Origin of the sequence: Pseudoduganella buxea (assembly GCF_009720835.1) — a bacterium.
In the GTDB taxonomy this organism is placed as follows: Bacteria; Pseudomonadota; Gammaproteobacteria; order Burkholderiales; family Burkholderiaceae_D; genus Rugamonas; species Rugamonas buxea.
Window position 1 is genome coordinate 58,763 of sequence record NZ_WNKZ01000014.1, and the last position, 23,416, is coordinate 82,178.

Sequence of the window (23,416 nt, forward strand, 5' to 3'; positions counted from 1 at the left end):
AACGGTGGCGCTTGCGCTACACTGCCCCATCGCCACTCACCCCGTCACAGCATGCGCATCCATCCCGGGGCCGCTATCGCGGCCCTGTCCTTTTCGGCCCTGGCCCTGTCGGCCTGCACCCTGGCGCCGCCGCCCGCCGTGACCGCCCCGCCGCCCGCGGCCGTCGCGGTCCCGACACCCGTCGCCGGCGCCCTCACCATCGACGGCGGCGCATCGATCATTGCCATCACCGTGCGGCGTGGCGGCCCCCTGGCCCGGCTGGGTCATGACCACGTCGTGGCCGCCCGCACCATCGAAGGCCGGGTCGACCCGGCCGCCAACCGCGCCAGCCTGCGCTTCCGGCTCGACGCCCTCACCGTCGACGAGGCGCCGCTGCGCCAGCAGGCCGGCCTGGACACCCAGCCGGGCGAGGATGCCATCGCCGGCACGCGCCGCAATATGCTGACGAAGGTGCTGGACGCGGAGCGCTTCCCGTGGGTGGATGTCGCCATCGAACGGCCCGCCGCCGGCGGCCCGCTGGCCACGAGCATTACGCTGCATGGCGTCACGCGGCGCTACCAGGTACCCGCCACCGTCGTCGCGGACGGCGGCACCGTGCGGGCCACCGGCAGCCTGACCTTGCGCCAGACGGACTTCGGCCTGGTGCCATTCGCCGTGCTGGGCGGCGCCATGGCCGTGCAGGACGCGCTGGAGCTGCGCTTCGATATCGTGGCGCGCTGACGGCGGCCTGACGCCGACCCTGTTATACTGTACGCATATACAGTGTAATATCCAGTCCCCCGACGGCCCCCCAGATGACCTTCATGCAACCCGACCTGTTCAACAAGCCCGACGGACGCACGTCCATCCTGCTGCCGTCCGGTTTCGTGCTGGATCTGCAGGCGCCGGATGCGGCCGGCCTGCCCATCGACGATATCGCCCTGTGCCTGGCATCGCAGCCCCGCTGGGGCGGCGCGGCGCGGCCGTGGTATTCGGTGGCGGAGCACAGCGTGATGGTGTCGCGCCTGGTGGCGCCGGAGCTGGCGTTCGCCGCCCTGCTGCACGACTGCGAGGAATTCCTGGGCGACTGGCCGTCGCCCGTGAAAGTAATGCTGGGGCTGAACTATGTGAAGGGGCGGCTGCAGCCCGTCAAGGCCGCGCTGCGCCGCCGCTTCGGCTTCGACGACCGCCACCCCGCCATCAAGCACGCCGACCTCGTGAGCATGGCCACGGAGCTGCGCGACCTGCTGCCGCCGGCCTGGATCGACTGGGGCCACCTGCCGCCACCCCACCCGGAGCGCATCGTGCCTGTCGGACCGGAGCGGGCCCAAGCGCTGTTCCTGCAGCGTTTCGAGGAACTGAAGCACCTGTCAACGGTGGCGGGACTGGCATAGACTGCCCGCTTTCAACCGCTATCAGGTACACCTCTTCTCGCCGTGTTGCCCGCGCATCGTGGCAAAACCGGCACCGTGACCCGGCAACATCGCATGCGGGCGCGGACTGCGTGCCGCGCCGTTGTATGATGGCACGCAGGGCGCACCCTTCGTCTGCGCCGGCCACAGCCGCAACGCCTCGCGCCGATACCTTGACCATTCAACAAACCCGGCTAAGGGGACGTTTTTAAAGCTGTTTTTGGAGTTATCCACTTCGTTTGTGGATAACAATGTGGAAAAGCGGCACTTGACAGGCTGCAAACCCAGCAAGCATGCGGGTTTCAACAAATTGCCTGTTCAGTAGGCAAATATTTTCATCCATTAAATCAAGCACTTGCGGACGAGCTCGGTACACGCCGGCCGGCGCCCGGCGTGGCCCGAAAATATATTTGTACCCTGCGCATGCGCCCGCCACCGGCAGCGAAAACTTTGACAAAAATGCCGACGAGGAATACTGTCACCCTAGACCCTTGCCACGAGCAAAACATGGACCCACAAGCCGACGACGCCAGCGAAGGCTGGATGATTGAAGACGAAGCGCCCGCCACCGACGAGGCCGCCGTAGCGGCGCCGGCGCCGTGGAAAGTACTGATCGTGGACGACGACGTGGACGTGCACGTCGTGACGAAATTTTCGCTCAGTAACGCCGTCTTCATGGGCCGCCGCTTGTCCTTCCTGCATGCCTACAGCGGCGTCGAAGCACTGCAAACCTTGCGCCAGCACGATGACATTGCCTTGGTGTTGCTGGACGTCATCATGGAGACGACGGACGCCGGCCTGAAGGTGGCCACGCGTATCCGCGACGAATTGCACAATGCCCTCGTGCGCATCGTGCTGCGCACCGGCCAGCCGGGCCAGGCGCTGGAACACGGCATCATTCTTGACTACGACATCAACGATTTCTGGTGCAAGACGGACCTGACGACGCGCAAGCTGTTTACCACCGTGATCGCGTCGCTGCGGGGCTACCACAGCCTGCGCGAGGCCCAGCGCCGCATCGACCTGGCCCAGGCGGAGACGGCGCAGTTGCGCCAGCAGGCGCTGGCCGCCCTGGATGCCGTGCGGGGCGGCAGCAGCTGGACCGGCGTCGTCACCCTGGGCGAGCCGCCGCTGCGGATCGAGCTGGCAGCCCAGCCCGGCGGCGAGGGCGAGCGCTTCACCATCGCCGGCCGCGTCCTGCCGGACACTGTATAGGCATACAGCCATCAACGTGCAGCCTTCGTCCTGCAACTTGCTTGCAAGGCCGCGCATCGGCTCTTCCTTACAGCGCTAAGTAACGGATTACAAAGCGTTTTTGGGAATATCCACACCCGCTGGGGATAACTTTGTTGATAACGCCCCCTTGACAAGGCAAGACACCAGCAATGACGCCATTTTCCTTAAAGTGCACGGAGAACAGGCAGAATCAGCCCTCAATGAAATCAAGGACTTACGGCCTCATCGGCGGCCCACCGGCAGCATGCATAAAAATTCTCGTCACTTTTCGTTTTGACAAGGTTTGTGCATAACTGCCGTGTGCGGCGTGATGGGGGCGTCGCGCGATCGCCGCCAGTGTTAGCTGCCTCGCAGTGCGACACACCACGCCGCGCTAAGCTGGCCGCACCACCTTCCACAGGAGACCAAGATGAGCACACCTCCCCTCAATCCAGGCGACGAAGCGGCCCCGGGCACACCGGGCTCGGGCGAAGACACTTGCCCATCCTGCAACGGCAGCGGCAAGAGCAGTGACGGCAAGCCGTGCCCCACCTGCGGCGGCAGCGGTACCATCGTCGAAGGCATCGGCGGCGGCTGACGCCGCACCTGCCGGCGACACCCCGGGTTGGACAGGCGACGACGGGGGGCGGATAATGCCCGAATGACTTCGCCGCCCGACGCCCCGCCTGCCTGCCCGCCTCCGTCCTCGTCGTCGCCCGCTTCCTTGCCTGCTTCCCCGCCCGCCTCCTTGTCCAATCGTTCGGATTCTTCGCCCGATGCTTCGCCGCAACCGCGGCCCCGCTCGCTGACGGAGCTGTTCGTCGCGTTCACCGTTCTGGCCCTGCAGGGCTTCGGGGGCGTGCTGCCCGTCGTGCAGCGCGAGATGGTCGAGCGCCGCCGCTGGATGACGCAGGAGGACTTCATCGAGGAGTGGGCGCTCGCGCAGACGATGCCTGGGCCGAACGTCGTCAACCTGTCCCTGGTCATCGGCAACCGTTATTTCGGCCTGCGGGGCGCCTGCGCCGCGCTGCTGGGCATGCTGCTGGTGCCGTCGCTGGTGGTGCTGGCGCTGGCCACCGCGTACGCCCGCTTTGCCGCCAATCCGCACGTGGCGGGCGCCCTGCGCGGCATGGCCGCCGTCACGGCCGGCATGATCGCGGCCACGGGCATCAAGCTGGCCGCCTCCCTGCACCGCCATCCGCTGCCCCTGCCGCTGACGGCCTCCGTGGCCGTGCTGGCCATCGTCGGCCTGGCCTTCCTGCGCCTGCCGATGCTGCTCGTGCTGGCCGTGCTGGGCGGCCTGGGCTGCGTGCTGACCTACCGCAGGCTCAAGCCATGACGGCCCCGCAAATCGTCCTTGGCTGGCACGACTGGGTGGACCTGTTCGCCCATTACCTGGTGCTGTCGCTGATGTCGGTGGGCGGCGCCATCTCCACGACAACGGAAATGCACCGCTACCTGGTCGAACAGCAGGGCTGGCTGACACCCCAGCAGTTCAGCGACGCCATTGCCATCGCCCAGGCCGCGCCCGGTCCGAACGTGCTGTTCGTCGCCCTGATCGGCTGGACCGTCGGCCTGAATGCGGGCAGCCACGTGGCCGCCGTGCTGGGCGTGCTGGTGACGATGACGGGCATCATGCTGCCCAGCAGCCTGCTGGTGCTGCTGGCGGCCAGCTGGGGCCAGCGCAACCGCGAGCTGCGCGCCGTGCGCGCCTTCAAGCAGGGCATGGCGCCGCTGGTGATCGGCATGCTCATTTCCACCGGCATCGTGCTGGGCAGCGCCCACCGTGACCCGGCCAACGACTGGCCCCTGTACACGCTGTCCGTGGTGGCCGCGCTGGTGATCTGGCGCACCCGGATTCACCTGTTGTGGCTGCTTGGTGCCGGGGCCGTCATCGGGGCACTGGGCCTGGTCTGACGGCCCGGCCTTGCTACCGGCCCGGTGCCGCCAGGCGGGCGTCCACCGAATAGCGCCCGCCCCCGGCCAGCGCCAGGGTGCCGAACACGATGATCAGCAGCCAGCCGAACTGGCCCTGCTCCAGCGTCCAGTCGGGGTGCACCAGCACCATCGACACGGCCAGCAGGAACACGACGGGCAGGCAGGCCAGCCGTGTGAACAGGCCCAGCGCCACCAGCAGCGGGCAGACGATTTCGGCAAACAGCGCGCAGGCCAGTGTCAGTTGCGGGCCCAGGCCGAGCGGATCGTCGATATGGGCCAGCTCCGTGCGCCAGTGGGCCAGCTTGGGCAGGCCGTGCACGGTGAGCAGCAGCAGCGCGCCGGCCAGGCGGGCAAACAGCAGGCCCAGGTCCGGCGAGCCGGGGTCGATCAAGCGTTTCAGTGCGCGCATGGTCGCCTCACCGGTTCTGGTAGCCGCCGTACACCTTGACGGGGCTCCACGACGGCTCCACCGGCGGCGCGGCCGGCGCTTGGCGCGCAAACGGGCCGGCGCCGTACACTACCTTGCCGTTGACGATGGTGAGCAGGCTTTCCAGCTTGCGGATGCCATCGGCGGGGATCGTGAAGTAATCGCGCGGCAGGACCACCAGGTCGGCATACTGGCCCGGCGCGATCTGGCCTTTCACGTTCTCCTCGCCGCTCATCCAGGCACTGCCCCGTGTCATCAGGCGCAGCGCATCGAAGCGGCTCAGCGCATCGCCCGGCTGCCACAGTTGCAGGCCACCGGCCGTCTTGCCCGTCACGGCCCAGTACAGCGACGGCCACGGGCCATAGCTGCTCACGCGCGTGCCGTCCGTGCCCAGGCCGACGGGAATACCCATCTTCAGCATCGTGCGGATGGGCGGCATCTGGCGCGTCTGGGCGCCGTAGCGCTTCCAGTAGGCTTCGCCCTGGAAGTACATACGGTCCTGCACGGCGATGCCGCCGCCCAGCGCCTTGACCCGCGCCAGCTGGGCGTCCGTGATGGTTTCGGCATGGTCGAAGAACCAGCGCAGGCCGTTCAACGGCGTGTCGGCGTTGACCTTCTCGATGACGGCCAGGTCGCGCTCGATCGATTCGCCATAGGTGGCGTGGATGCGGAAGGGCCAGCGGTTCTTCACCAGCAGGCGCAGCACCGGTTCGAGCTCGCTTTCCATATGGGCCGGCATGTCGGGGCGGGGCTCGAGGAAGTTCTCGAAGTCGGCCGCGCTCCACACCAGGTTCTCGCCGCCACCTTCCGTGTTGTAGCCGTTGGCGTAGAACAGGTGGTCGTTGCGGTCCGGCCTGGCCAGGGTCAGCCACCGTTCGTAATCAGCCAGCTCCTTGCCGGGCTGCTGGGCGAACAGGTAATAGGACGTGCGTACCGTCAGCTTGCCGTCCTTGGCGAGCTCCAGGCTGACGGCGTAATCGTCCGGATAGGCCTGGCCGCCGCCACCGGCGTCGATGGCGCTGGTCACGCCCAGGCGGTTCAGTTCACGGTAGTATTGCAGGGTCGAATTGACCTGCTGATCACGGGGCAGCGCGCCCGTCTTGGCCAGGGTGCTGTACAGGATCATCGCGTTCGGTTTGGCCACCAGGAGGCCCGTCGGCTTGCCGTCCGCGCCCAGCTCCACGACGCCGTCCTTGTAGCGGGTGTCCTTGTCGTAGCCCAGCGTGGCAATGCCCTTCTGGTTCAGGAAACCCAGGCCGTACAGGTAGAGGATGAAGACGGGTTTGTCCGGCACGGCCTCGTTGATTTCTTCCAGGGTCGGCAGGCGCCGTTCGGCGAACTGGTATTCGTTCCAGCCGCCGACGACCTTGACCCACTGCCCTTCCGGCGTGCGCGCGGCCTGCTCCTTCAACATGCGCAGCGCTTCCTTCAGCGACGTGACGCCGTCCCAGCGCAGTTCGGCGTTGTAGTTCAGGCCTTCGCGGATGATGTGCAGGTGCGAGTCGTTCAGGCCGGGGATGACGGTGCGCCCGCCAGCATCGATGACCCGGGTGCCGGCCTTCTTATGCTTGAGGATCTGCGCCGTGCTGCCGACGGCCGTGATCTTGCCGCCGTCGATGGCGACAGCCTGGGCGAAGTCGCCCTCCTTCACCATCGTCGCCACCTTGGCGTTCGTGACGATCAGGTCGGCCGCCAGGGCCGCCGTGGACAGTTGGCCCGTCACCAGGCCCGCCGCCAGCATGGCAGCGTATTGCATCGGTCGTTTCATTGTTTTCCCTAAAATTGCTGCTAAAAAAACGGGGCGACCGATGCAGCAAGGCGCAACGGGGCGGCGCAGGCGCGCCGCCGCGGCATTACTCCTTGATGGCTTCGATCGCGAAGGTCAGCTTGACGTCGTCGCTGACATTGGGCGCGTACTTGCCGGCGTTGAATTCGGTACGCTTGATGGTGGCCGTCGCGTTGGCGCCGCAGGCATCCTTCTTCGCCATCGGGTGCGGCATGCACTTGAAGGACGTCACTTCCAGCTTCACTGGCTTGGTCACGCCCTTGATGGTCAGGTTGCCGTCGACCGAGGCCAGGGTGTCGCCGTTGAAGTTGAACTTGGTCGACTTGTACGTGATGGTCGGGTACTTGCCCGTGTCGAGGAAGTCGGCGCCCTGGATATGGGTGTTGAACAGGTCCGAACCCGTGTTGACGGACTTGGTGTCGATGGTGACGTCGACCGAACCGGTCTTGGCGGCACGGTCCAGCGTGATCTTGCCCTTGGTGGTGTCGAAGCGGCTTTCCTGCGTCGAGTAGCCGAAGTGGCTGTAGGCGAAGCGCGCATACGTGTGCGCGCCGTCGATGACATAGGTCTCCGGCGCGGCCTGTGCGGACAGGGAGGCGGCCATCGAAACGGCGGCTACGGCGAGGGCGATCAGTTCTTTCATGTAGGACTCTCCAGGATTGAATGGGTTAGGCTCTGTGCACAGGCATTATGCGCGGGGCACGTTAGAGAGTAAAACGGAAAATTTACCGCTTTACTATCGAAAAACTCGATAGTACGCCGGCACATCGGACAGCGCTATGGTAGCGCCCGGGCGGGCGTCGGCACATCTGCCAGAAGGGATTGCCGGACGCCCCCTGGGCAGGGGACGGGGTCGGCCCTGTTCGGGTCCGACCCGGCACCCGGTGTGAGTCTTGGCCTGGGTTAGGCCGGCGTTTGGCCGGGGTTCGGCAGGCGTCGCTTGGCCGCTGATGACAGCGGGCCCGCAGCCGTTCAGGCGTGCAGCAGCCGCGCCAGCAGGCGGCTCTCGATGGCGGCGAATTCGCCCGAGCCGCGGGCGCTGGGACGCGGCAGGTCGACCGTCACGTCCAGCGTGATGCGCACTTCCTCGATCAGCAGCACGCGGTCGGCCAGCGCCACCGTGGGTGACGAGAACGGCCGTGAAGCCGCGTGCCCGCCACAGCGACCCGACCAGCTGCTGCATTTCGATGCGGGTCAGCGCGTCCAGCGCGCCCAGGGGCTCGTCCAGCAGCAGCAGCGAAGGCTCGTGCACGAGGGCGCGCGCCAACGCCACGCGCTGGCGCTGGCCGCCGGACAGTTCGGCCGGCCAGGCCCCGGCCCGTTAGGCCCCACCGCCGCCAGCGCCTGGGCCGCCGCGCCGACGCCGCCCTCCAGGCCAAGCGCCATGTTGTCCAGCACTGTGGTACGCATCGACGCGGCGCGCTCGCAGTCGGTGGCTTGAATCTTCACCTCAACGTAAAACAACAACACAGGAATACGCATGCAACGCCGCGCCTGTTTCCGTGGCGGACGGGTCCCGGGCAACGTGGTCTTCGGGCGGCCTGGCACAGCCGGCGCGGAAACGGCCGCCCTGCTGGCGGAAGTGGGTCTGGGGGGAATGGGCGACTACCTGCCGCGCCAGTTGTCCGGCGGGCAGGCGCAGCGCGTGGCCATCGCACGGGGCCTCGTGACGCAGCCGCGCGTTCTGCTGCTGGACGAACCGTTTTCAGCCGTGGATGCACTGACGCGCGTGCGGCTGCAGGACCTGCTGCTGCGCATCGCGCGCCGGCACCGGCTGACGGTACTGATGGTGACGCACGACCTGGACAAAGCGCTGTTCCTGGGCGACCGGGTGATCCTGCTGGGCAGCGAGCCCGGTGCGGCCTGCCGCGATTACCGCGTGCCCCACCCGGCCGGCATGCGCCGGCGGGCCGCCCCGGCGCTGGGCGCACTGAAGGCGCACCTGCTGGACCGGCCGGTGGCCGTGCCGGTCCAGTGACAGCCCGGTCTCGGGCCCGGTCTCAGTCGCAGCCGCTGCCGCTGCGCATCTGCGCCTGCGACACATTGCTGTTGGCCGGCACGCTGTGGGTCAGCCAGACATTGCCGCCGATGGTGGAGCCGGCGCCGATGGTGATGCGGCCCAGGATCGTGGCGCCGGCGTAGATGACGACGTCGTCCTCGACGATCGGGTGGCGCGGCGTGCCCTTGATCAGCATGCCGGAGGCATCGGCCGGGAAGCGTTTCGCGCCCAGCGTGACGTGCTGATACAGGCGCACGCGCTCGCCCAGGATGGCCGTCTCGCCGATGACGACGCCGGTGCCGTGATCGATGAAGAAGCTGGCGCCGATCGTCGCGGCCGGATGGATGTCGACCCCCGTCAGCGAATGGCTGATGTCGCAGATCATGCGGGCGATGAAGGGGCAGCCCAGCTTGTGCAGCCGATGCGCCAGCCGGTAATGCAGGATGGCGATGGTGCCGGGATAGCACAGCATGATTTCAGCGATCGACGTGGCGGCCGGGTCGCCCGCATAGGCGGCCTGCACGTCCGACACGATCAGCGCACGGATTTCAGGCAGGCTGGCCGCGTAGGCGCGCGTGATCTCGTGCGCCTGCCGGGTCAGGGCTTCGTCCTGGCCCTCGACGCCATCGGCGAACTGCAGGCCGCGCCGCACCTGCTCGGTCAGGCGGTTCAAGGTCGTGTTCAAGGTGTCGCCGACGAAGTAGTCGATGCTCTCGTCGGTCAGGTTCGGGCGGCCGTAATGCGTGGGGAAGAGCACGGCGGCCAGGCCGTTGACGATGGTGGACAGCGCCTCGCGCGAAGGCAGCTCGCGGATGCGGCGCTGGTGGCGGATATTGTGGGTCGCCTCGCGCGAGACGCGCAGCGCCGACACCACCTCATCCAGGTCCCAGTGGGCCGGCTTGACGCCGGTGCCGTCGAAAGTGTCGATTGTCATGGTCGTGATCGAAAAAGCTCGGTGCCGGGAGTGCGGGCACAAGGGGAGCATTCTAAAGAAATATCGGGTCCGGCGTCAGTCGTTCTGCGCATATCGATATGCGCCGCGCGTTGGCAGGCCGGCCCCGCGCGGCAGGGCCTGCCATACTGGCGTAAAATACGCGGCCAAATCAGAGCATCAAACAATAAGCGTTCAATAATAATACTGCGTCCATGAATTTTCTGCTGACCCTCCTGCTGGCCGGCCTGTCGATGGTCGGCCCGCTGGCGATCGACACCTACCTGCCTTCATTCCCCGCCATCGGCCGCGAGTTCGGCGCTACCCCGCTGGCCGTGCAGCAGACCCTGTCGCTGTTCCTGTTCTGCTTCGCCTTCATGATGCTGTTCTACGGCACCCTGTCCGATACCTTCGGGCGCCGGCCCATCATCCTGTGGTCGCTCGTGCTGTATGTCGCCGCCTGCATCGGCGGCGCGCTGGCCGGCTCGCTCGGCCTGCTGCTGGCCTGCCGGGTGCTGCAGGGCCTGGCCTCGGGGGCCGGCTCCGTCGTCGGCCGCGCCATCGTGCAGGACCGTTTCTCCGGTGCCGACGCGCAGAAGATCCTCGGCCATATCATGATGGTGTTCGGCCTGGCGCCCGCATTGGCGCCGATCCTGGGCGGCTGGCTGCAGGTGTCGTACGGCTGGCGCTCGATTTTCTGGTTCCTGGCCCTGTTCGGCGTCGTCATGCTGGTCGCCGTGTGGCGCTGGCTGCCGGAGAGCCTGGCGCCGAAGGACCGCCATCCCTTCCATTTCCGCACCATCGCGGGCAACTACCTGATGGTGCTGCGCCACCGCCAGTTCCTGCTGCTGTCGGTCGCGCTGGGCGTTGCCTTCGGCGGCTTCGCGCTGTACATCGGCTCGGCCGCCTACTTCGTCATGCATATCCTGCAGCTGCCGGAGACATCGTTCGCCTGGCTCTTCATTCCGCTGGTGGCCGGCATGGTGGTGGGGTCGGCCGTGTCGGGCAAGGTGGCGCACCGCTACGCGCAATCGACGCTGATCTGGGTGGCGTATGGCGGCATGGCCCTGGCCGCGCTGGTCAACGTGGCCTACACGTGGTGGTTCACGGCCACCGTGCCGTGGGCCGTGCTGCCGCTGTTCTTCTATTCGCTGGCGCTGGCGCTGGCAATGCCGCCGCTGTCGCTGATCGCGCTGAACCACTTCCCCCAGCACAGCGGGCTGGCCGCGTCGATGCAGTCGTTTATCCAGATGACCTTGTTCGCGCTCGTGTCGGGGCTGGTGGCGCCCCTGCTGTTCGACAGCGCCTTCAAGCTCGCGTGCGGCGTGCTGGGCTGCCTCGCAGTGAGCCTGCTGGCCTGGGTGATGGCGCGGGCCGGCGAGCCGGCCCTGCATCGGGGCTGATCGAGAACTGATCAGGGCCAGGGTGCCGGCGTGACGTCGACATACTGGGGGCCGCCGTCTTCCGGCTCCGGTGCCGGCTGCGGTTCCTGCTTGAGCTTTTGCGCGGCCGGCAGGCCCAGGCCCAGGATCTCCTTGCGGCCTTCGACGAAGTCGGAGGTCGTCAGCGGATGTTCGCTGTCGGGCCAGTTGGCGATGGCCCAGTTCTGCAGTTCCTCGAAACGGTGCCACACGTCGGCCACGAACTTGCGGCGCACTTCTTCTTCCAATGCCATGTTAACCTCCCTTGTGTTTTTGACTACTCTACACGAGCGGCGGGATTCATGTCGCCAGCCGCGCCGGCGCGGCCGTCACGCAGCCACGATCGGCACGATGCGGTAGGCGCAGCGGCGCGACCCGGACAGCTGGTGCTCCGTGCGCTGCACGCTGCAGTCCGGTCCCAGCACGCGCTGGAACACTTCCAGCTCGGAGCGGCAGAAATTCTGGCAGGCCCGCGCCGCCGCGCAGATGGGGCAATGGTTCTCGACCAGCAGCAAGGCGCCGTCCGGCGCCGTCTCCACCTCGGCCATATAGCCTTCCAGCTCGCGTGCGCGGGCCAGCGCCTCGACCCGTTCCGGCAACGGGCTGCCCACGCCGACGGTGTCGCGGTAGAAGGTCTCGCTGGCCGCCTCGCGCGAGACGATCAGCTTTTCCATGCCGGCTTCGCCGAACAGCTGGCGCACCTGGTCGATCAGCTGCACAGTCAGGTCGGCGTGGCGGTCCGGGAAGCGCGCATGGCCCGCGTCCGTCAGCAGCCAGCGGCGCGACGGCCGCCCTACTTTTTCGGCCACGTCGTCGTAGGCTACCAAGCCTTTTTCCTGGGCAGCCTCGAGGTGGCGGCGCGTGCCCATCGACGTCAAATCGAGGATATCGGCCAGTTGCTGGGCCGTTTTCGGGCCGCGGGTCTTGAGCAGGAACAGGATCTGGTCGGCGGTATTCATGGGGTGGTGCGGTCGGTTGCGCTCATCGTTGCGATCATTGTCGGCGTAGTTGTTGCGGTCGTTGTTGCGTTAGATATTTCGTTCCTCGACACGGCCCGGTCGGCATGTGCCAGCTGGGCGCGCCAGCGGTGCAGGCGCCAGCCTGCCCACAGCGACAGGGCCGCACCCGCGGCAAGCACGAGGCGGGTATCGACCAGTACCAGTACCGAGCCCGCCAGCGCCGTGGCGATGCTGGCCAGGCAGAAGGTGGTGGACAGCATGCCCATCACGGCGCCCTGGCCGTGCGCGGCGAAGCGCTCGGCCGCCCACGGCTGCACGGCCGCATTGTAGAACGCATTCGGGATGCCGAACAGGACGATCGCCCCGATGCCCAGCCACAGGCCGCCGCCGGCCACGCAGGCCACGGCCGCGCCGATGGCACAGGCGAACCAGCCGGCCCGGCGCAGCGGATCGCCGCCACCGACGCGACCGGCGGCGATGGCGGCCGCCGTCATCACGCCGCACAGCAGCGTATTGACGATGGCGATGCGCTGCGTGCCGAAGCCGCCCACCTCCACCAGCCACAGGGGAAAGAAGTCGTAGAAGGCCGTCACGCCGGAACAGCAGGCCAGCTGGATGATGAACAAGGTGCGCAGTTCCGGATGGCGCAGCAGGTGCAGCACATGGTTGTCGCGCGCCACCTGCAGCAGCGACGTGGCCGCGCCGCCGGAGGGCTGGCGCGGCACGGCGGCCATCACGAGCAGGCCCGCCAGCACCAGCGCACCGATGGCCACCAGGAAGGGCACGGCAAGACCGAAGCCCACCGTCAGCCCGGCCAGCAGCGGGCCGGCCAGCCAGCCCAGGTGGAAGGCACCGTTCAGCCAGGACAGGGCCTTGACCCGCTCCGGGCCCGCCAGTTTTTCCGCCAGCAGGGCCCGCGCCACGGCGCCATTCCCCTCCATCAGTCCCGTGGCGAAGCGGGCGACGATAAACAACGGATACGATTCCGCCACCAGGGCCAGCGCCGTCACGGCATGGCCGGCGGCGGCGCCGAAGGCGGTGGCCAGCAGCACGGGCCGGCGGCCATAGCGGTCCGACACGGGCCCCAGCAGGGTGGCGCCGATCAGCAGGCCGACGGGATTGACGGTCAGTGCAATGCCGAACAGGAGCTTCGGCGGCAGCCCGAGGAAACCGTTCAGGCCATTTTCCACGCCGGACGCGAACAGCGGCGGCAGGATCGGATACGGCAGCGACGTGCCGACGGTGGATAGCAGCGCCAGCAGGCAGGCCGCCGCGATCAGGAGCGTATGTTGGGGTGACTTGTTCATGCGCCAACTATACGGCGCAAGCACTGATAAGTAAACTGTTTTGATTACATATTATCCAGCCGATCGTCGCTGCGTCTGGCGGCCTGGTGTCGGTCAGATTATTTCGGCCGATAAATCCCGCACAGCTTGTTACCGTCCGGATCGCGTACATAGGACAGGTGCAGGGTACCCATGCTGCTGTCGCGGGGGCCGGGCGGCTCCTCGATGGAGGTGCCGCCGTTGGCCACGGCCACGTCGTGGAACTGGACGACCTGTTCCGGCGAATTGCATTTGAAGCCGATGGTGCCGCCGTTGGCGGGACAGGCTGCTTCACCGTTGATGGGTTCGCTCACGCAGAAGCTGTTGCCGTCGTGCCGGTAGAACAGGCGCGTGTGGCCGGACGGCGACGCGTTGCGCACCGGCTGGCCGGCGCCGAGCAGGCCGAGAACGGCGTCGTAGAAGCGTTTCGACCGTTCGATATCGTTCGTGCCGACCATGATGTGATTGAACATTGTGTCTCCTTGTATTGTGGATCGCCGGCGCTTCGGCGCCGGTCGGGTCAGGTGCCCAGGTTGCGCTGCACCCAGGCGAGTATATTGCCGGCATCCATCGCGCCGGGCTGGCGCGCCACTTCGCGGCCGTTGCGGAACAAGGCCAGGGTGGGAATGCTGCGGATGGCGAAGCGTGCGCCGATATCCTGGTTCGCCTCCGTATCGACCTTCACGACGCGCAGGCGCGGCTCCAGCTGGCGCGTGGCCTGCTCGTAGAACGGCGCCATCGTGCGGCAGGGGCCGCACCAGGGGGCCCAGAAGTCAACCAGCACGGGAATGTCGCTGCGTTCGATATGCTTCAGGAAGCGGGCACTGGCCAGGTCGGCCGGCTTGCCCGTGAACAGCGCCAGCTGGCATTTGCCACAGGTAGGGGCATCAAGCAGGCGTTCGCCCGGGACGCGATTGACGGCGTCGCAGTGGGGGCAAACGATGTGCAGTGCGCCGTGGGATTCATTCGTGCTCATGCGGTATCGGGTCCCTTCTCGTTTTTCAGGATGCCGCGCACATTGGTGGCGGCAAGGCAGCAGTTTAATACGATCAGGGCCCAGGCGTCATCGTGCCAGCCCCAGATCACCCACAAGACATTGCTGCCTAAAAATACGAAGAAGCCCATCAGCCGCCGTTTCGCGCTGCGCGAGCCAACCAGCCACGCCGCCAGCAACGATGCGGCCATCGCGGGCCATTGCAATAGCTCGATCCAATCCATGCCCTGCTCCTCTACTCATCCGGAAGACGAGTGTAGCGCCGGGGACGATTTGGCGGCGCCAGCCTAGCGCTCGCCTGCGGCGGCAAACCCGGGCAAGGAAAAACCGCATGGCGGTGCAGGCGCCACGATGGGCCGCCGGGGAATCGCAGCGGGAGTGATGAGCGGAACCAAGGCTCGGACGTGAAGAAAGAATGAAGCGAGAAGGTGTCCAGCGAGCTTAACCGATGGGACGCTCCATGGCAGCGCGAGGAAGGACTGGGAACAAGGGAAGCGATGGATGGCAATGTGCAGCGCCAGGATGCGCCCGGCCACTGAACCGGACCCACATCCCGCACCGCCTGCCAGGGACGGGCCAAATGCCCGCCCCCGTTACATGGCGCCGCGGCCGGCGCCATGCCGCCTTTCCGGCTATCGGGTCAGGACGTCTGCCCTTCGCGGCGGCCCGGCTGGCGGCTTGCCGCCTGGGCAGCTTGGGCCGTGTGGGCAGCGGCCTGTGCCACGTGATCGGCGGCGTCATGGCCGTTGCCCATGGCGGCGCGAGCCTGGCGCTGGGCCGAATCCATCATGCTGTCCAGCGGGTTGGCCAGCTGGCGCATCGTGTCCTGCTGCCGGCGCATGGTTTTCTCCGTTTCCTCCGACGTCACGCGGGTGACCTCGTCGGTCAGCTCGCGGGCGGCGCGGGCCGTTTCCTCGGCATGCTCGCCGGCCACCTTGACCAGCTTGGTCTGGCTTTCGGCGGCGATGCGCGACAGCTGCTGCTGGTAGGCGCGCAGCTTCTCGGCAGTCGGCTGGGCCCGGGAGGCGGTGACGCTGAAGACTTCGGTCGGCTTGTCCGCGGTGATGACGGCCTGGCTCGTTTGCGCGCCGTCTTCCAGCATGCTTTGCGCCACTTGCAGGGTCAGCTCGTTGACTTGCTGCGCGGTCTGGAACAGGGAACGGGACAGATCATTGAAGAAGGCGATTTGCGCTTGCACGTGGTTCTTCGCTGCAGGCGTGATGCTTTGCGAGAAAGGGAACATAGTTGCCTCGAATGAAATAGTTTTGGAATGGCCCCGCGACGGGGTCGCCGCGTGGAGTGACAAGGCTACGTGTCCCTGACCACACCGGGCATGATCCTGATCAAACGTGCATCACGAATTCAGGCTTGCCTTTTTTCACAGTTTTTGGTTGGCATCTTTACCCACCTTTACAGGTGCCGCCGTTCAGAAAACTCTGCAGCGCGCCGATAAATTCCTATCGAATATGGCTGAAAGGAAAAGTATGGTGGCGGCAATTTCAGGATCCAGCGTGGCCGTGCAAGGCAGCAGCAACGCCGCGTCCGGCACCAGCGCGAAGATCGCCAGCCTGCAAAAGCAGCTGGTGGCAAAGCAGAAGGAACTGACCGCGGCGCAGAAGGATACGAGCGAGACGGGGCGGGAGGAAGCCGGCCAGATCCAGCTGGCGATCCAGGCCCTGCAGCAGCAAATCGCCCAGTTGCAGGCGGAAGCAACGGGCAAGGCGGCGGAACAGGCCGCCGCAGCCCAGGCCCACCAGCAGGCCCGGCAGTCATCCGGCGCGGGCGGCCAGGGTGTCCAACGCAGCAATACGTCGAACGTGGGCAGCGTCGTCGATACCTACGCGTAAGCCGCCCGGCCGGCAACCCCGGTCAGCGCGCCGACGGGAAGAACAGCTGCTGGCCGGCCGGCTTGAAGGCGGCGATCCGGGCCTGCGCGTCGTTCGACGTGATCCACTCGATCAGCTGTTTGGCACCCCGGTAGTTGATGCCGGGGTGCCTGGCCGGGTTGACGGCGATGATGCCGTAGGGGTTGAACATCCTCGGATCGCCCTGCACCATCACGGCCAGGCCTGTCTTGGCCTGGTAGACGCCGTAGGTGGCGCGGTCCGTCAGGGTGTAGGCCTGCAGCTCGGCGGCCATCGTCAGCACTTCGCCCATGCCCAGCCCGGCCGACACGTAGCGCGTGCCGGCCGGCTGCGTGCCGGCCTGCTTCCAGTAGGCCTTTTCCATGATGTCGGTGCCGGAGTTGTCGCCCCGCGAAATGAACCTGGCCTGGCCGGCGGCCAGCTTGCCGAACGCGGCCAGCACGTCCTTGCCGCCCTTGATGCCGGCGGGATCGGCGACGGGGCCCACGACGATGAAGTCGTTGTACATGACGTCGCGCCGGTCCACGCCCCAGCCTTCGGCGACGAACTTGTCCTCGGCGGCGCGGGCGTGCACCAGGGTCACGTCGACGTCGCCGTTTTTGGCCAGCTCCAATGCCTTGCCGGTGCCGACGGAAATGACCTGCACCTTCATTCCCGTCTTCGCCTCGAAGGCCGGCAGCAGGTAGGCCAGCAGGCCGGAGTTTTCCGTGCTGGTCGTGGTGGACAGCTTCAGCACCTGCTGGGCATGGGCACCGCCGCAAAAGGCCAGGGCGGCCAAGGCGGGCAGCAGGATCAGGGCACGGCGTTTCATCGATACTCCTTCGTTCTTCATTGCGTTCATCGTTGCTCCAGGCTGCCATTGCGCAGCTTCAGGCGGCGCACGGACGGCAGGTTGATCAGGTCGCGGTCGTGGCAGGCCATGACGACGCTGGCGCCCTCCTCGATCAGCGTGGGAATCAAGGCGATGACCTGCTCGCGCGCAGCACCATCGAGGTTGGCGGTCGGTTCGTCCAGCAGCAGCAGGCGCGGTTGCAGGACCCGGGCCCGCGCCAGTGCCACCCGCTGGCGCTCGCCGCCGGACAAGGTGGCCGGGTCGTGCCCGCGCAGGTGCGCCACGCCCGCCCACGCCATCGCTTCCTCGACCCGCTCGCGCACCAGCGGGCGCGCCATGCCGCGCGCTTCCAGGCCGTAGGCGATATTGGCCGGGACCGAGGTGGAAAACATCACGGGATGCTGGTGCACGTAGACGACGGCCGCGCGCAGCGCCTTCGGATACGGATGCAGCAGCACCGGCCGGCCGTCGAATCGGGCCCCTTCGACATCGGCTTGCGCCAGCCCGGCCAGCACACGCAGCAGGGTGCTCTTGCCGGCGCCGTTCACGCCCGTCAGCACGTAGGCGCTGGCCGCATCGAGCACCAGGTCGCGCAGGTCGAACAGGGCCCTGTCGCCGTAGCGCTTGTGCACCCGTGCGATGGACAGCAGCGCGGTCATGCCCGGCCCCGTGCCGCGTGGGCGTCGCCTTGCAGCAGCATCAGCGCGCCGTTCATCGCCAGCGCGATCGTCACCAGCACGATGCCCAGCGCGATGCCCTGCGCGAACTCGCCCTTGCTGGTCTCCAGCGCGATGGCCGTCGTGATGGTGCGCGTCTCGCCGGCGATATTCCCGCCCACCATCATGGCGCAGCCCACTTCGGAAATCACGCGCCCGAAGCCGCTGATGACGGCCGCCATCACGCCGAAACGCACCTCGTACAGCAGGGTCGTCATCACGCGCCAGCGCGAGGCGCCGTGGGCGATGGCCGTTTCGGCCACGCGCGGATCGGCAGCCTGCACGGCCGTCAACGTGAAGGCCAGCAGCACCGGCAGGGCGATGACGACCTGGCCGGCGACGATGCCGGGTTGGGAAAACAGCCATTGCAGGGGGCCCAGCGGCCCATGGCGCGACAGCAGCAGGTACAGCAGGAGGCCGATCAGTACCGTCGGCAGGGACAGCGCCGCCTGGGCCAGCCAGATGACGACGCGCCGCCCGGGGAACTGGTGCATGGCGATGGCATAGCCCGCGCCCACGGCGAACGGCGTGGCGATGACGAGCCCCATCATGCTGGTGCTGACGGAAATCCACACGATGCGCCACAACACCGGGTCGCCCGTCAGCAGCAGTAAGAAAGCGGCGCGCACCGCGTCCATCAAGGCCATCAGGGCGCCAGCAAGCCAGGCTCGAACACGATGCGCTGCGGCGCGGCCAGTACCGTGAAGTGCGGCCCCGAGCAGCGCGCCAGCAGGGTCATGCCCGTCTGCAGGGCCACGGCGTGGCCCATCTCCGTCGTGCCCGAGCGCGACAGCAGGAAGGGAATGCCCATCTGGGCGCCCTTGATGACCATCTCGGAGGTAAGCCGCCCGGTCGTATAGAACACCTTGTCGCCGCCGCCCTCCCCGGCCAGCCACATCAGGCCGGCGATGGCATCGACGGCGTTGTGCCGGCCCACGTCCTCGACGAAATGCAGCAGATTGCCGGCGCTGTCGAACAGGGCGCAGCCGTGCACGGACCCGGCCCGCTTATAGACGGAAGCCTGGGTGCGGATGGTCTCGACGATGCGGTAGACCACCGACTGGCGCAGCCGCGCGTCCAGCGGCAGCACGATGTTCTCGACTTCGTCCATCACGGCGCCGAACACGGAACCCTGGCCGCAGCCGGTCGTCACGGTGCGCCGCGCCGTGCGGCCGGCCAGGTCGTCGACACCGGCGCGCGTTGCCACGTCGGCCGTGCCGGCCTCACCGTCTTCCTGCCACGCCACCTGCACCGACACGATATCGTCCAATGGCAGCAAGCGCTGGTTGCGCAGGTAGCCCAGCACCAGCGCCTCCGGTGCCGCGCCCAGGGTCATCAGGGTGATCAGCTCGATCCCGTCCAGCCGCACCGTCAGCGGCCGTTCGGCGGGAATATCGAGCGCCTTCACGCGCTCCTGCTCGTCCAGCGCCGTCACCGGTGCCGTCAGCGGCAGCCGTGCCGCCGACATCAGCAAGGCGCGCGGCAAGCCGGGCGACTGTACAAGGTCCGCGCCGCTCATGCGACCGGCTCGGCCAGCCGGGCCAGCATCTGGCCGCCGCCGAAGCTGCCCTGGGGCGCCACGGCACCGCCGGGCGTGATGCGGATGGCGCAGTACTTGAATTCGGGGATCTTGCCGAACGGGTCCAGCGCCGCGTTGGTCAGCTTGTTGATGGCCGCCTCGTAATAGCAGAACGGCACGAACACGGCGCCCGGCGGCGAGCTGTCGTCGGCCCGCGCGTACAGCGCCACTTCGCCGCGCCGCGAAGCGAGCGTGATGACGCCGCCCGGCGCCACGCCCAGCGCGGCCAGGTCGAGCGGATGCACCAGCGCCACGGGGTCCGGCTCGATCGCATCGAGCACGGTGGCGCGGCGCGTCATGCTGCCCGTGTGCCAGTGTTCCAGCTGGCGGCCCGTGATCAGCACCATCGGATAGTCGGCATCGGGCCGCTCGTCGGCGGGAATGATATCGGCCGGGACGAAGCGGGCGAGCCCGTCCTCGCTGGGGAAATCGTCCGTGAAGACGACCGGCGTGCCGGGGTGGCCCTCCTCCGGGCACGGGTGCACGACGGCACCTTCGCGTTCGAGCCGCGCCCACGTGATGCCGGCCATGCTGGGCATCAGGCGGCGCATCTCGTCGAACACTTCGGACACGTGGCCGTAATCCCAGTCCAGGCCCATGCGGCGGGCGATCTGCTGGACGATCCACAGATCCTGCCTGGCCTCGCCGGGCGGGTCGATGGCCTGCCGGCCCAGCTGCACGAGGCGGTCCGTGTTGGTGAAGGTGCCGGTCTTTTCCGGGAAGGCGCCGGCCGGCAGGATCACGTCGGCAAGATACGCCGTCTCGGTCAGGAAGATATCCTGCACCACCAGCAGGTCCAGCGCCGCCAGGGCTTCGCGCGCATGGTTGGCGTCGGGGTCGGACATGGCCGGGTTCTCGCCCATGATGTACATGCCCTTCACGCCGCCGGCCAGGATCGCCTCCATCACTTCCACCACTGTCAGGCCGGGGCGGTCGTCCAGCGCCGCCACGGGCACGTTCCAGGCCTGGGCGAAGCGCTCGCGCACGCCGGGTTCCGTCACGCGCTGGTAATCGGGGAACATCATCGGGATCAGGCCCGCGTCCGACGCGCCCTGCACATTGTTCTGGCCCCGCAGCGGATGCAGGCCCGTGCCGGGGCGGCCGATCTGCCCCGTCAGCAGCGCCAGGGCGATCAGGCAGCGGGCATTGTCCGTGCCGTGCACGTGCTGCGAGATGCCCATGCCCCACAGGATCATCGAAGCCTTCGACGTGGCATACAGCCGCGCCACCTCGCGGATGGTGTCCGCGTCGATGCCGCACAGGGGCGCCATCGCTTCCGGGCTGTAGGCGGCGACATTTTCCGCCAGCGCCTCGTAGCCGCTGGTGCGGCTGGCGATGAAGTCGCGGTCGGCCAGGCCTTCGGCGACGATCACGTGCATCATGGCGTTGAGCAGCGCGACGTCGGTATCGGCCTTGAACTGCAGGGTGCGGTGTGCATGACGCGACAGTTCGGAGCGGCGCGGGTCGCACACGACCAGCTTCGTTCCCCCCTTCACCGCGTTCTTGATCCACGTGGCCGCTACCGGGTGGTTGACGGTGGGGTTGGCGCCGATGACGATCACCACCTCGGCCTGCAGCACGTCCATCACGGGGTTCGACACGGCGCCCGAGCCGATGCCTTCCAGCAGGGCCGCCACCGACGAGGCGTGGCACAGCCGGGTGCAATGGTCGACGTTATTGCTGCCGAAGCCCGTGCGTACGAGCTTCTGGAACAGGTAGGCTTCCTCGTTGCTGCCCTTGGCCGAGCCGAAGCCGGCCAGCGACTTCGGTCCATGCGCGTCCCGGATGCGCGCCAGGCCGCCGCCGGCCAGCGCCAGCGCCTCTTCCCAGCTCGCTTCGCGGAACACTTCAAGCACCCGCGCCGGGTCCATCGGCGCCGTGGCCGATTTGGCCACGCCTTCGCGGCGGACCAGGGGCCGGGTCAGGCGCTGCGGGTGGTGGGCGTAATCGAAGCCGTAGCGGCCCTTGACGCACAGGCGGCCGTGGTTGGCCGGGCCGTCGCGCCCTTCGACATACAGGATCTTGTTGTCGCGCACATTGTAGGTCAGCTGGCAGCCGACGCCGCAATACGGGCATACGGAGGCCACCTGCTTGTCCGGCACCGCCATGGCCGCGCCCCGCGCCGGTGCCAGCGCCCCGGTCGGGCAGGCCTGCACGCATTCGCCGCAGGCCACGCAGGTCGAGGCGCCCAGTGCGTCGTCCATGTCGAAAACGATCCTGGCGCCGTCGCCCCGCAGGGCCAGGCCGATGACGTCGTTGGCCTGCTCGTCGCGGCAGGCGCGCAGGCAGCGCGTGCACTGGATGCAGGCGTCCAGGTTGACGGCGATGGCCGCGTGGCTGTTGTCCTGGCGCGGCTGCGCGCGGGCGGCGAAGCGGGGCTTGCCGACACCGAGCTTGCCGGCCCACAGGTCCACTTCGTTATGGCGCGTGTAGGCCGTCTCCGGCATGTCCGACTGCAGCAGCTCCAGCACCATCTTCTGCGCCGCCACGGCGCGCGGGCTGGCCGTATCCACCTTCATGCCGGCCGAGGGCAGGCGGCAGCACGACGGCGCCAGCACGCGCTCGCCCTCCACTTCCACGACACAGGCGCGGCAATTGCCGGCGGCGGCCAGGCCGTCCTTCCAGCACAGGTGCGGCACCTCGATGCCTTCGCGGCGCGCCACGTCCAGCAAGGTTTCGTCGGGATGGGCCTGGACATCGCAGCCGTTCAGCTGAAAACGGGTCAGGGTGCTCATGCGCCCACCTCATGGGGAAAATAGCGGATCACGCAGTCGACCGGGTTCGGCGCGGCATGCCCCAGCCCGCAGATCGACGCATCGCGCATCACCTGCGACAGCTCGCCCAGCAGGGCCTTGTCCCATTGGGCTGCTTCGATCAGGCCGACCGCCTTGGCCGTGCCGACCCGGCATGGCGTGCACTGGCCGCAGGATTCGTTGCGGAAGAAGGCCATCATGTTGCGGGCCGCCGCGGCAGCGCTGTCGTGCTGCGACAGCACGATGACGGCGGCCGAGCCGATGAAGGCGCCGTGCGCTTGCAGGGTGTCGAAGTCGAGCGGCACGTCGCCCAGCGCGGCCGGCAGGATGCCGCCGGAAGCGCCGCCGGGCAGGTAGGCATACAGGCTGTGGCCGTCGGCCATGCCGCCGCAGTACTCGGCGATCAGCTGGCGCACCGTGATGCCGGCCGGCGCCAGCTTGACGCCGGGCTCGCGCACGCGGCCGGACACGGAGAACGAGCGCAGGCCCTTGCGGCCGTTGCGCCCCTGGCCGCCGAACCAGTCCGGCCCCCGCTCGACGATGTCGCGCACCCAGTACAGGGTTTCGAAGTTGTGCTGCAGGGTGGGCCGGCCGAACAGGCCCACCTGCGCCACGTAGGGCGGACGCAGGCGCGGCATGCCCCGCTTGCCTTCGATCGACTCGATCATGGCCGATTCCTCGCCGCAGATATAGGCGCCGGCGCCACGCCGCAAATGGATCGCGGGCAGCCCGGGCACCGGCGGCGCGGCCTTCAGGCGGGCCAGTTCGGCGGCCAGCATGGCGCGGCAGTCGTGGTATTCGTCGCGCAGGTAGATGTAGATGTCGTCGATGCCGACGGCCCATGCGGCCAGCAGCATGCCTTCGAGGAAGCGGTGCGGGTCGCGCTCCAGGTAGACGCGGTCCTTGAACGTGCCCGGCTCGCCTTCGTCGATGTTCACTGCCATCAGGCGCGGGCCCGCCTCGGCCTTCACGATGCGCCACTTGCGCCCGGCCGGGAAGCCGGCGCCGCCCAGGCCGCGCAGGCCCGAATGCTCCAGCGCCTCGATCAGCGAATCGGCCGAACGGATGCCGTCGGCACAGTCGCGCAGCAGCGCATAGCCGCCGCCGGCGACATACTCTTCGTAGCCGACGTGGGTGGGTGCTTCGGCTACCGTGCCATGGACGGCGGCAACGACCGTATCGGCGGTGGCGGCAGGCACCGCCCTCTGCCCGGCCAGCACGGCCGGGGCCTGCTCGCAGCGGCCGATGCACGGCACCTGCTGGACGCGCACGCCCGCGCCCAGCA

The 23,416-nt window shown here is 67.8% G+C and carries 26 protein-coding genes and 1 pseudogene; 9 read left to right on the forward strand and 18 right to left on the reverse strand.

All coding sequences use genetic code 11. The features are described 5' to 3' along the window. Nucleotides 1–51: 51 nt before the first annotated feature. From GM672_RS07560 to GM672_RS07580, 6 genes are all read left to right on the forward strand, one after another. Entirely contained in the window at nucleotides 52–720 is a 669-nt protein-coding gene (locus GM672_RS07560; RefSeq protein WP_155469915.1) for a YceI family protein, read from the forward strand. An 83-nt stretch (nucleotides 721–803) separates the two neighbouring features. Further along, nucleotides 804–1,373, forward strand: coding sequence for a hydrolase (locus tag GM672_RS07565; RefSeq protein ID WP_155469916.1), 570 nt, complete (start codon nucleotides 804–806; stop codon nucleotides 1,371–1,373). 525 nt (nucleotides 1,374–1,898) lie between these two features. Then, nucleotides 1,899–2,606: a response regulator gene (locus GM672_RS07570; RefSeq protein WP_229417605.1), complete on the forward strand. Its 708-nt coding sequence runs from the start codon at nucleotides 1,899–1,901 to the stop codon at nucleotides 2,604–2,606. A gap of 430 nt (nucleotides 2,607–3,036) precedes the next feature. Next, on the forward strand, nucleotides 3,037–3,204 hold the full coding sequence (locus GM672_RS28270; protein WP_170299969.1) for a hypothetical protein: 168 nt from the start codon (nucleotides 3,037–3,039) through the stop codon (nucleotides 3,202–3,204). A gap of 150 nt (nucleotides 3,205–3,354) precedes the next feature. Further along, nucleotides 3,355–3,945, forward strand: a complete 591-nt coding sequence (locus GM672_RS07575; protein ID WP_229417606.1) for a chromate transporter — start codon at nucleotides 3,355–3,357, stop codon at nucleotides 3,943–3,945. After that, nucleotides 3,942–4,523, forward strand: coding sequence for a chromate transporter (locus tag GM672_RS07580; protein WP_155469918.1), 582 nt, complete (start codon nucleotides 3,942–3,944; stop codon nucleotides 4,521–4,523). Before GM672_RS07575 ends, GM672_RS07580 begins: the two co-directional genes overlap by 4 nt. A gap of 13 nt (nucleotides 4,524–4,536) precedes the next feature. Here GM672_RS07580 and GM672_RS07585 read toward each other — a convergent pair whose 3' ends face one another. The 4 genes and pseudogenes from GM672_RS07585 to GM672_RS28275 all read right to left on the reverse strand — a co-directional run. Continuing rightward, complete coding sequence (locus GM672_RS07585) at nucleotides 4,537–4,953, reverse strand: DoxX family protein (protein WP_155469919.1); 417 nt, start codon at nucleotides 4,951–4,953, stop codon at nucleotides 4,537–4,539. A 7-nt stretch (nucleotides 4,954–4,960) separates the two neighbouring features. Continuing rightward, a complete protein-coding gene (locus tag GM672_RS07590) occupies nucleotides 4,961–6,739 on the reverse strand; it encodes an amidohydrolase (RefSeq protein ID WP_229417607.1) in 1,779 nt (592 codons plus the stop codon). A gap of 85 nt (nucleotides 6,740–6,824) precedes the next feature. Next, nucleotides 6,825–7,400 carry a YceI family protein gene (locus GM672_RS07595; protein WP_155469920.1) on the reverse strand — a complete coding sequence of 192 codons (576 nt, stop codon included), beginning with the start codon at nucleotides 7,398–7,400 and terminating at the stop codon, nucleotides 6,825–6,827. Nucleotides 7,401–7,729: 329 nt separating this feature from the next. Beyond that, nucleotides 7,730–8,078, reverse strand: a pseudogene (locus GM672_RS28275) (ATP-binding cassette domain-containing protein); the annotation flags it as partial. Nucleotides 8,079–8,237: 159 nt separating this feature from the next. On the opposite strand from GM672_RS28275, the gene GM672_RS29715 reads away from it, so the two are divergent. Beyond that, complete coding sequence (locus tag GM672_RS29715; protein ID WP_155469921.1) at nucleotides 8,238–8,735, forward strand: ATP-binding cassette domain-containing protein; 498 nt, start codon at nucleotides 8,238–8,240, stop codon at nucleotides 8,733–8,735. Between the two features lie 22 nt (nucleotides 8,736–8,757). Here the strand turns inward: GM672_RS29715 and epsC are convergent, their stop codons facing one another. Further along, complete coding sequence (gene epsC, locus GM672_RS07610; protein ID WP_155469922.1) at nucleotides 8,758–9,690, reverse strand: serine O-acetyltransferase EpsC; 933 nt, start codon at nucleotides 9,688–9,690, stop codon at nucleotides 8,758–8,760. Between the two features lie 212 nt (nucleotides 9,691–9,902). Here epsC and GM672_RS07615 point away from each other — a divergent pair, with 212 nt between their 5' ends. Next, nucleotides 9,903–11,090: a multidrug effflux MFS transporter gene (locus GM672_RS07615; protein ID WP_155469923.1), complete on the forward strand. Its 1,188-nt coding sequence runs from the start codon at nucleotides 9,903–9,905 to the stop codon at nucleotides 11,088–11,090. An 11-nt stretch (nucleotides 11,091–11,101) separates the two neighbouring features. Here the strand turns inward: GM672_RS07615 and GM672_RS07620 are convergent, their stop codons facing one another. The 7 genes from GM672_RS07620 to GM672_RS07650 form a co-directional block, all read right to left on the reverse strand. Beyond that, nucleotides 11,102–11,362 carry a hypothetical protein gene (locus tag GM672_RS07620; protein WP_155469924.1) on the reverse strand — a complete coding sequence of 87 codons (261 nt, stop codon included), beginning with the start codon at nucleotides 11,360–11,362 and terminating at the stop codon, nucleotides 11,102–11,104. Between the two features lie 75 nt (nucleotides 11,363–11,437). Beyond that, nucleotides 11,438–12,067, reverse strand: coding sequence for a helix-turn-helix transcriptional regulator (locus GM672_RS07625; protein ID WP_155469925.1), 630 nt, complete (start codon nucleotides 12,065–12,067; stop codon nucleotides 11,438–11,440). Next, nucleotides 12,064–13,374 carry an MFS transporter gene (locus tag GM672_RS07630; RefSeq protein ID WP_155469926.1) on the reverse strand — a complete coding sequence of 437 codons (1,311 nt, stop codon included), beginning with the start codon at nucleotides 13,372–13,374 and terminating at the stop codon, nucleotides 12,064–12,066. Before GM672_RS07630 ends, GM672_RS07625 begins: the two co-directional genes overlap by 4 nt. A gap of 98 nt (nucleotides 13,375–13,472) precedes the next feature. Continuing rightward, nucleotides 13,473–13,865 carry a VOC family protein gene (locus GM672_RS07635; RefSeq protein WP_155469927.1) on the reverse strand — a complete coding sequence of 131 codons (393 nt, stop codon included), beginning with the start codon at nucleotides 13,863–13,865 and terminating at the stop codon, nucleotides 13,473–13,475. A 47-nt stretch (nucleotides 13,866–13,912) separates the two neighbouring features. Further along, complete coding sequence (gene trxC, locus GM672_RS07640) at nucleotides 13,913–14,368, reverse strand: thioredoxin TrxC (protein ID WP_155469928.1); 456 nt, start codon at nucleotides 14,366–14,368, stop codon at nucleotides 13,913–13,915. Beyond that, entirely contained in the window at nucleotides 14,365–14,610 is a 246-nt protein-coding gene (locus tag GM672_RS07645) for a hypothetical protein (protein ID WP_155469929.1), read from the reverse strand. Before GM672_RS07645 ends, trxC begins: the two co-directional genes overlap by 4 nt. A gap of 416 nt (nucleotides 14,611–15,026) precedes the next feature. Then, entirely contained in the window at nucleotides 15,027–15,584 is a 558-nt protein-coding gene (locus GM672_RS07650; RefSeq protein ID WP_229427668.1) for a phasin family protein, read from the reverse strand. Nucleotides 15,585–15,897: 313 nt separating this feature from the next. Here GM672_RS07650 and GM672_RS07655 point away from each other — a divergent pair, with 313 nt between their 5' ends. Then, a complete protein-coding gene (locus tag GM672_RS07655; RefSeq protein ID WP_170299970.1) occupies nucleotides 15,898–16,233 on the forward strand; it encodes a FlxA-like family protein in 336 nt (111 codons plus the stop codon). Between the two features lie 22 nt (nucleotides 16,234–16,255). Here GM672_RS07655 and GM672_RS07660 read toward each other — a convergent pair whose 3' ends face one another. The 6 genes from GM672_RS07660 to GM672_RS07685 form a co-directional block, all read right to left on the reverse strand. Continuing rightward, nucleotides 16,256–17,062 carry an ABC transporter substrate-binding protein gene (locus GM672_RS07660; protein ID WP_155469932.1) on the reverse strand — a complete coding sequence of 269 codons (807 nt, stop codon included), beginning with the start codon at nucleotides 17,060–17,062 and terminating at the stop codon, nucleotides 16,256–16,258. Nucleotides 17,063–17,088: 26 nt separating this feature from the next. Beyond that, nucleotides 17,089–17,742, reverse strand: coding sequence for an energy-coupling factor ABC transporter ATP-binding protein (locus GM672_RS07665; RefSeq protein ID WP_155469933.1), 654 nt, complete (start codon nucleotides 17,740–17,742; stop codon nucleotides 17,089–17,091). Further along, the gene (locus GM672_RS07670; RefSeq protein ID WP_155469934.1) at nucleotides 17,739–18,446 is read right to left on the reverse strand and encodes an ABC transporter permease; all 708 of its coding nucleotides are present in this window, start codon (nucleotides 18,444–18,446) and stop codon (nucleotides 17,739–17,741) included. The genes GM672_RS07665 and GM672_RS07670 overlap by 4 nt, the downstream gene beginning before the upstream one ends. Continuing rightward, nucleotides 18,446–19,285 carry a formate dehydrogenase accessory sulfurtransferase FdhD gene (locus tag GM672_RS07675; RefSeq protein WP_371867042.1) on the reverse strand — a complete coding sequence of 280 codons (840 nt, stop codon included), beginning with the start codon at nucleotides 19,283–19,285 and terminating at the stop codon, nucleotides 18,446–18,448. Before GM672_RS07675 ends, GM672_RS07670 begins: the two co-directional genes overlap by 1 nt. A 29-nt stretch (nucleotides 19,286–19,314) precedes the next feature. Next, a complete protein-coding gene (gene fdhF, locus GM672_RS07680; protein ID WP_155469935.1) occupies nucleotides 19,315–22,113 on the reverse strand; it encodes a formate dehydrogenase subunit alpha in 2,799 nt (932 codons plus the stop codon). Next, nucleotides 22,110–23,416: NADH-ubiquinone oxidoreductase-F iron-sulfur binding region domain-containing protein (locus GM672_RS07685; RefSeq protein WP_155469936.1), on the reverse strand; the 1,307-nt coding region annotated here is incomplete at its 5' end. The genes fdhF and GM672_RS07685, both read right to left, overlap by 4 nt.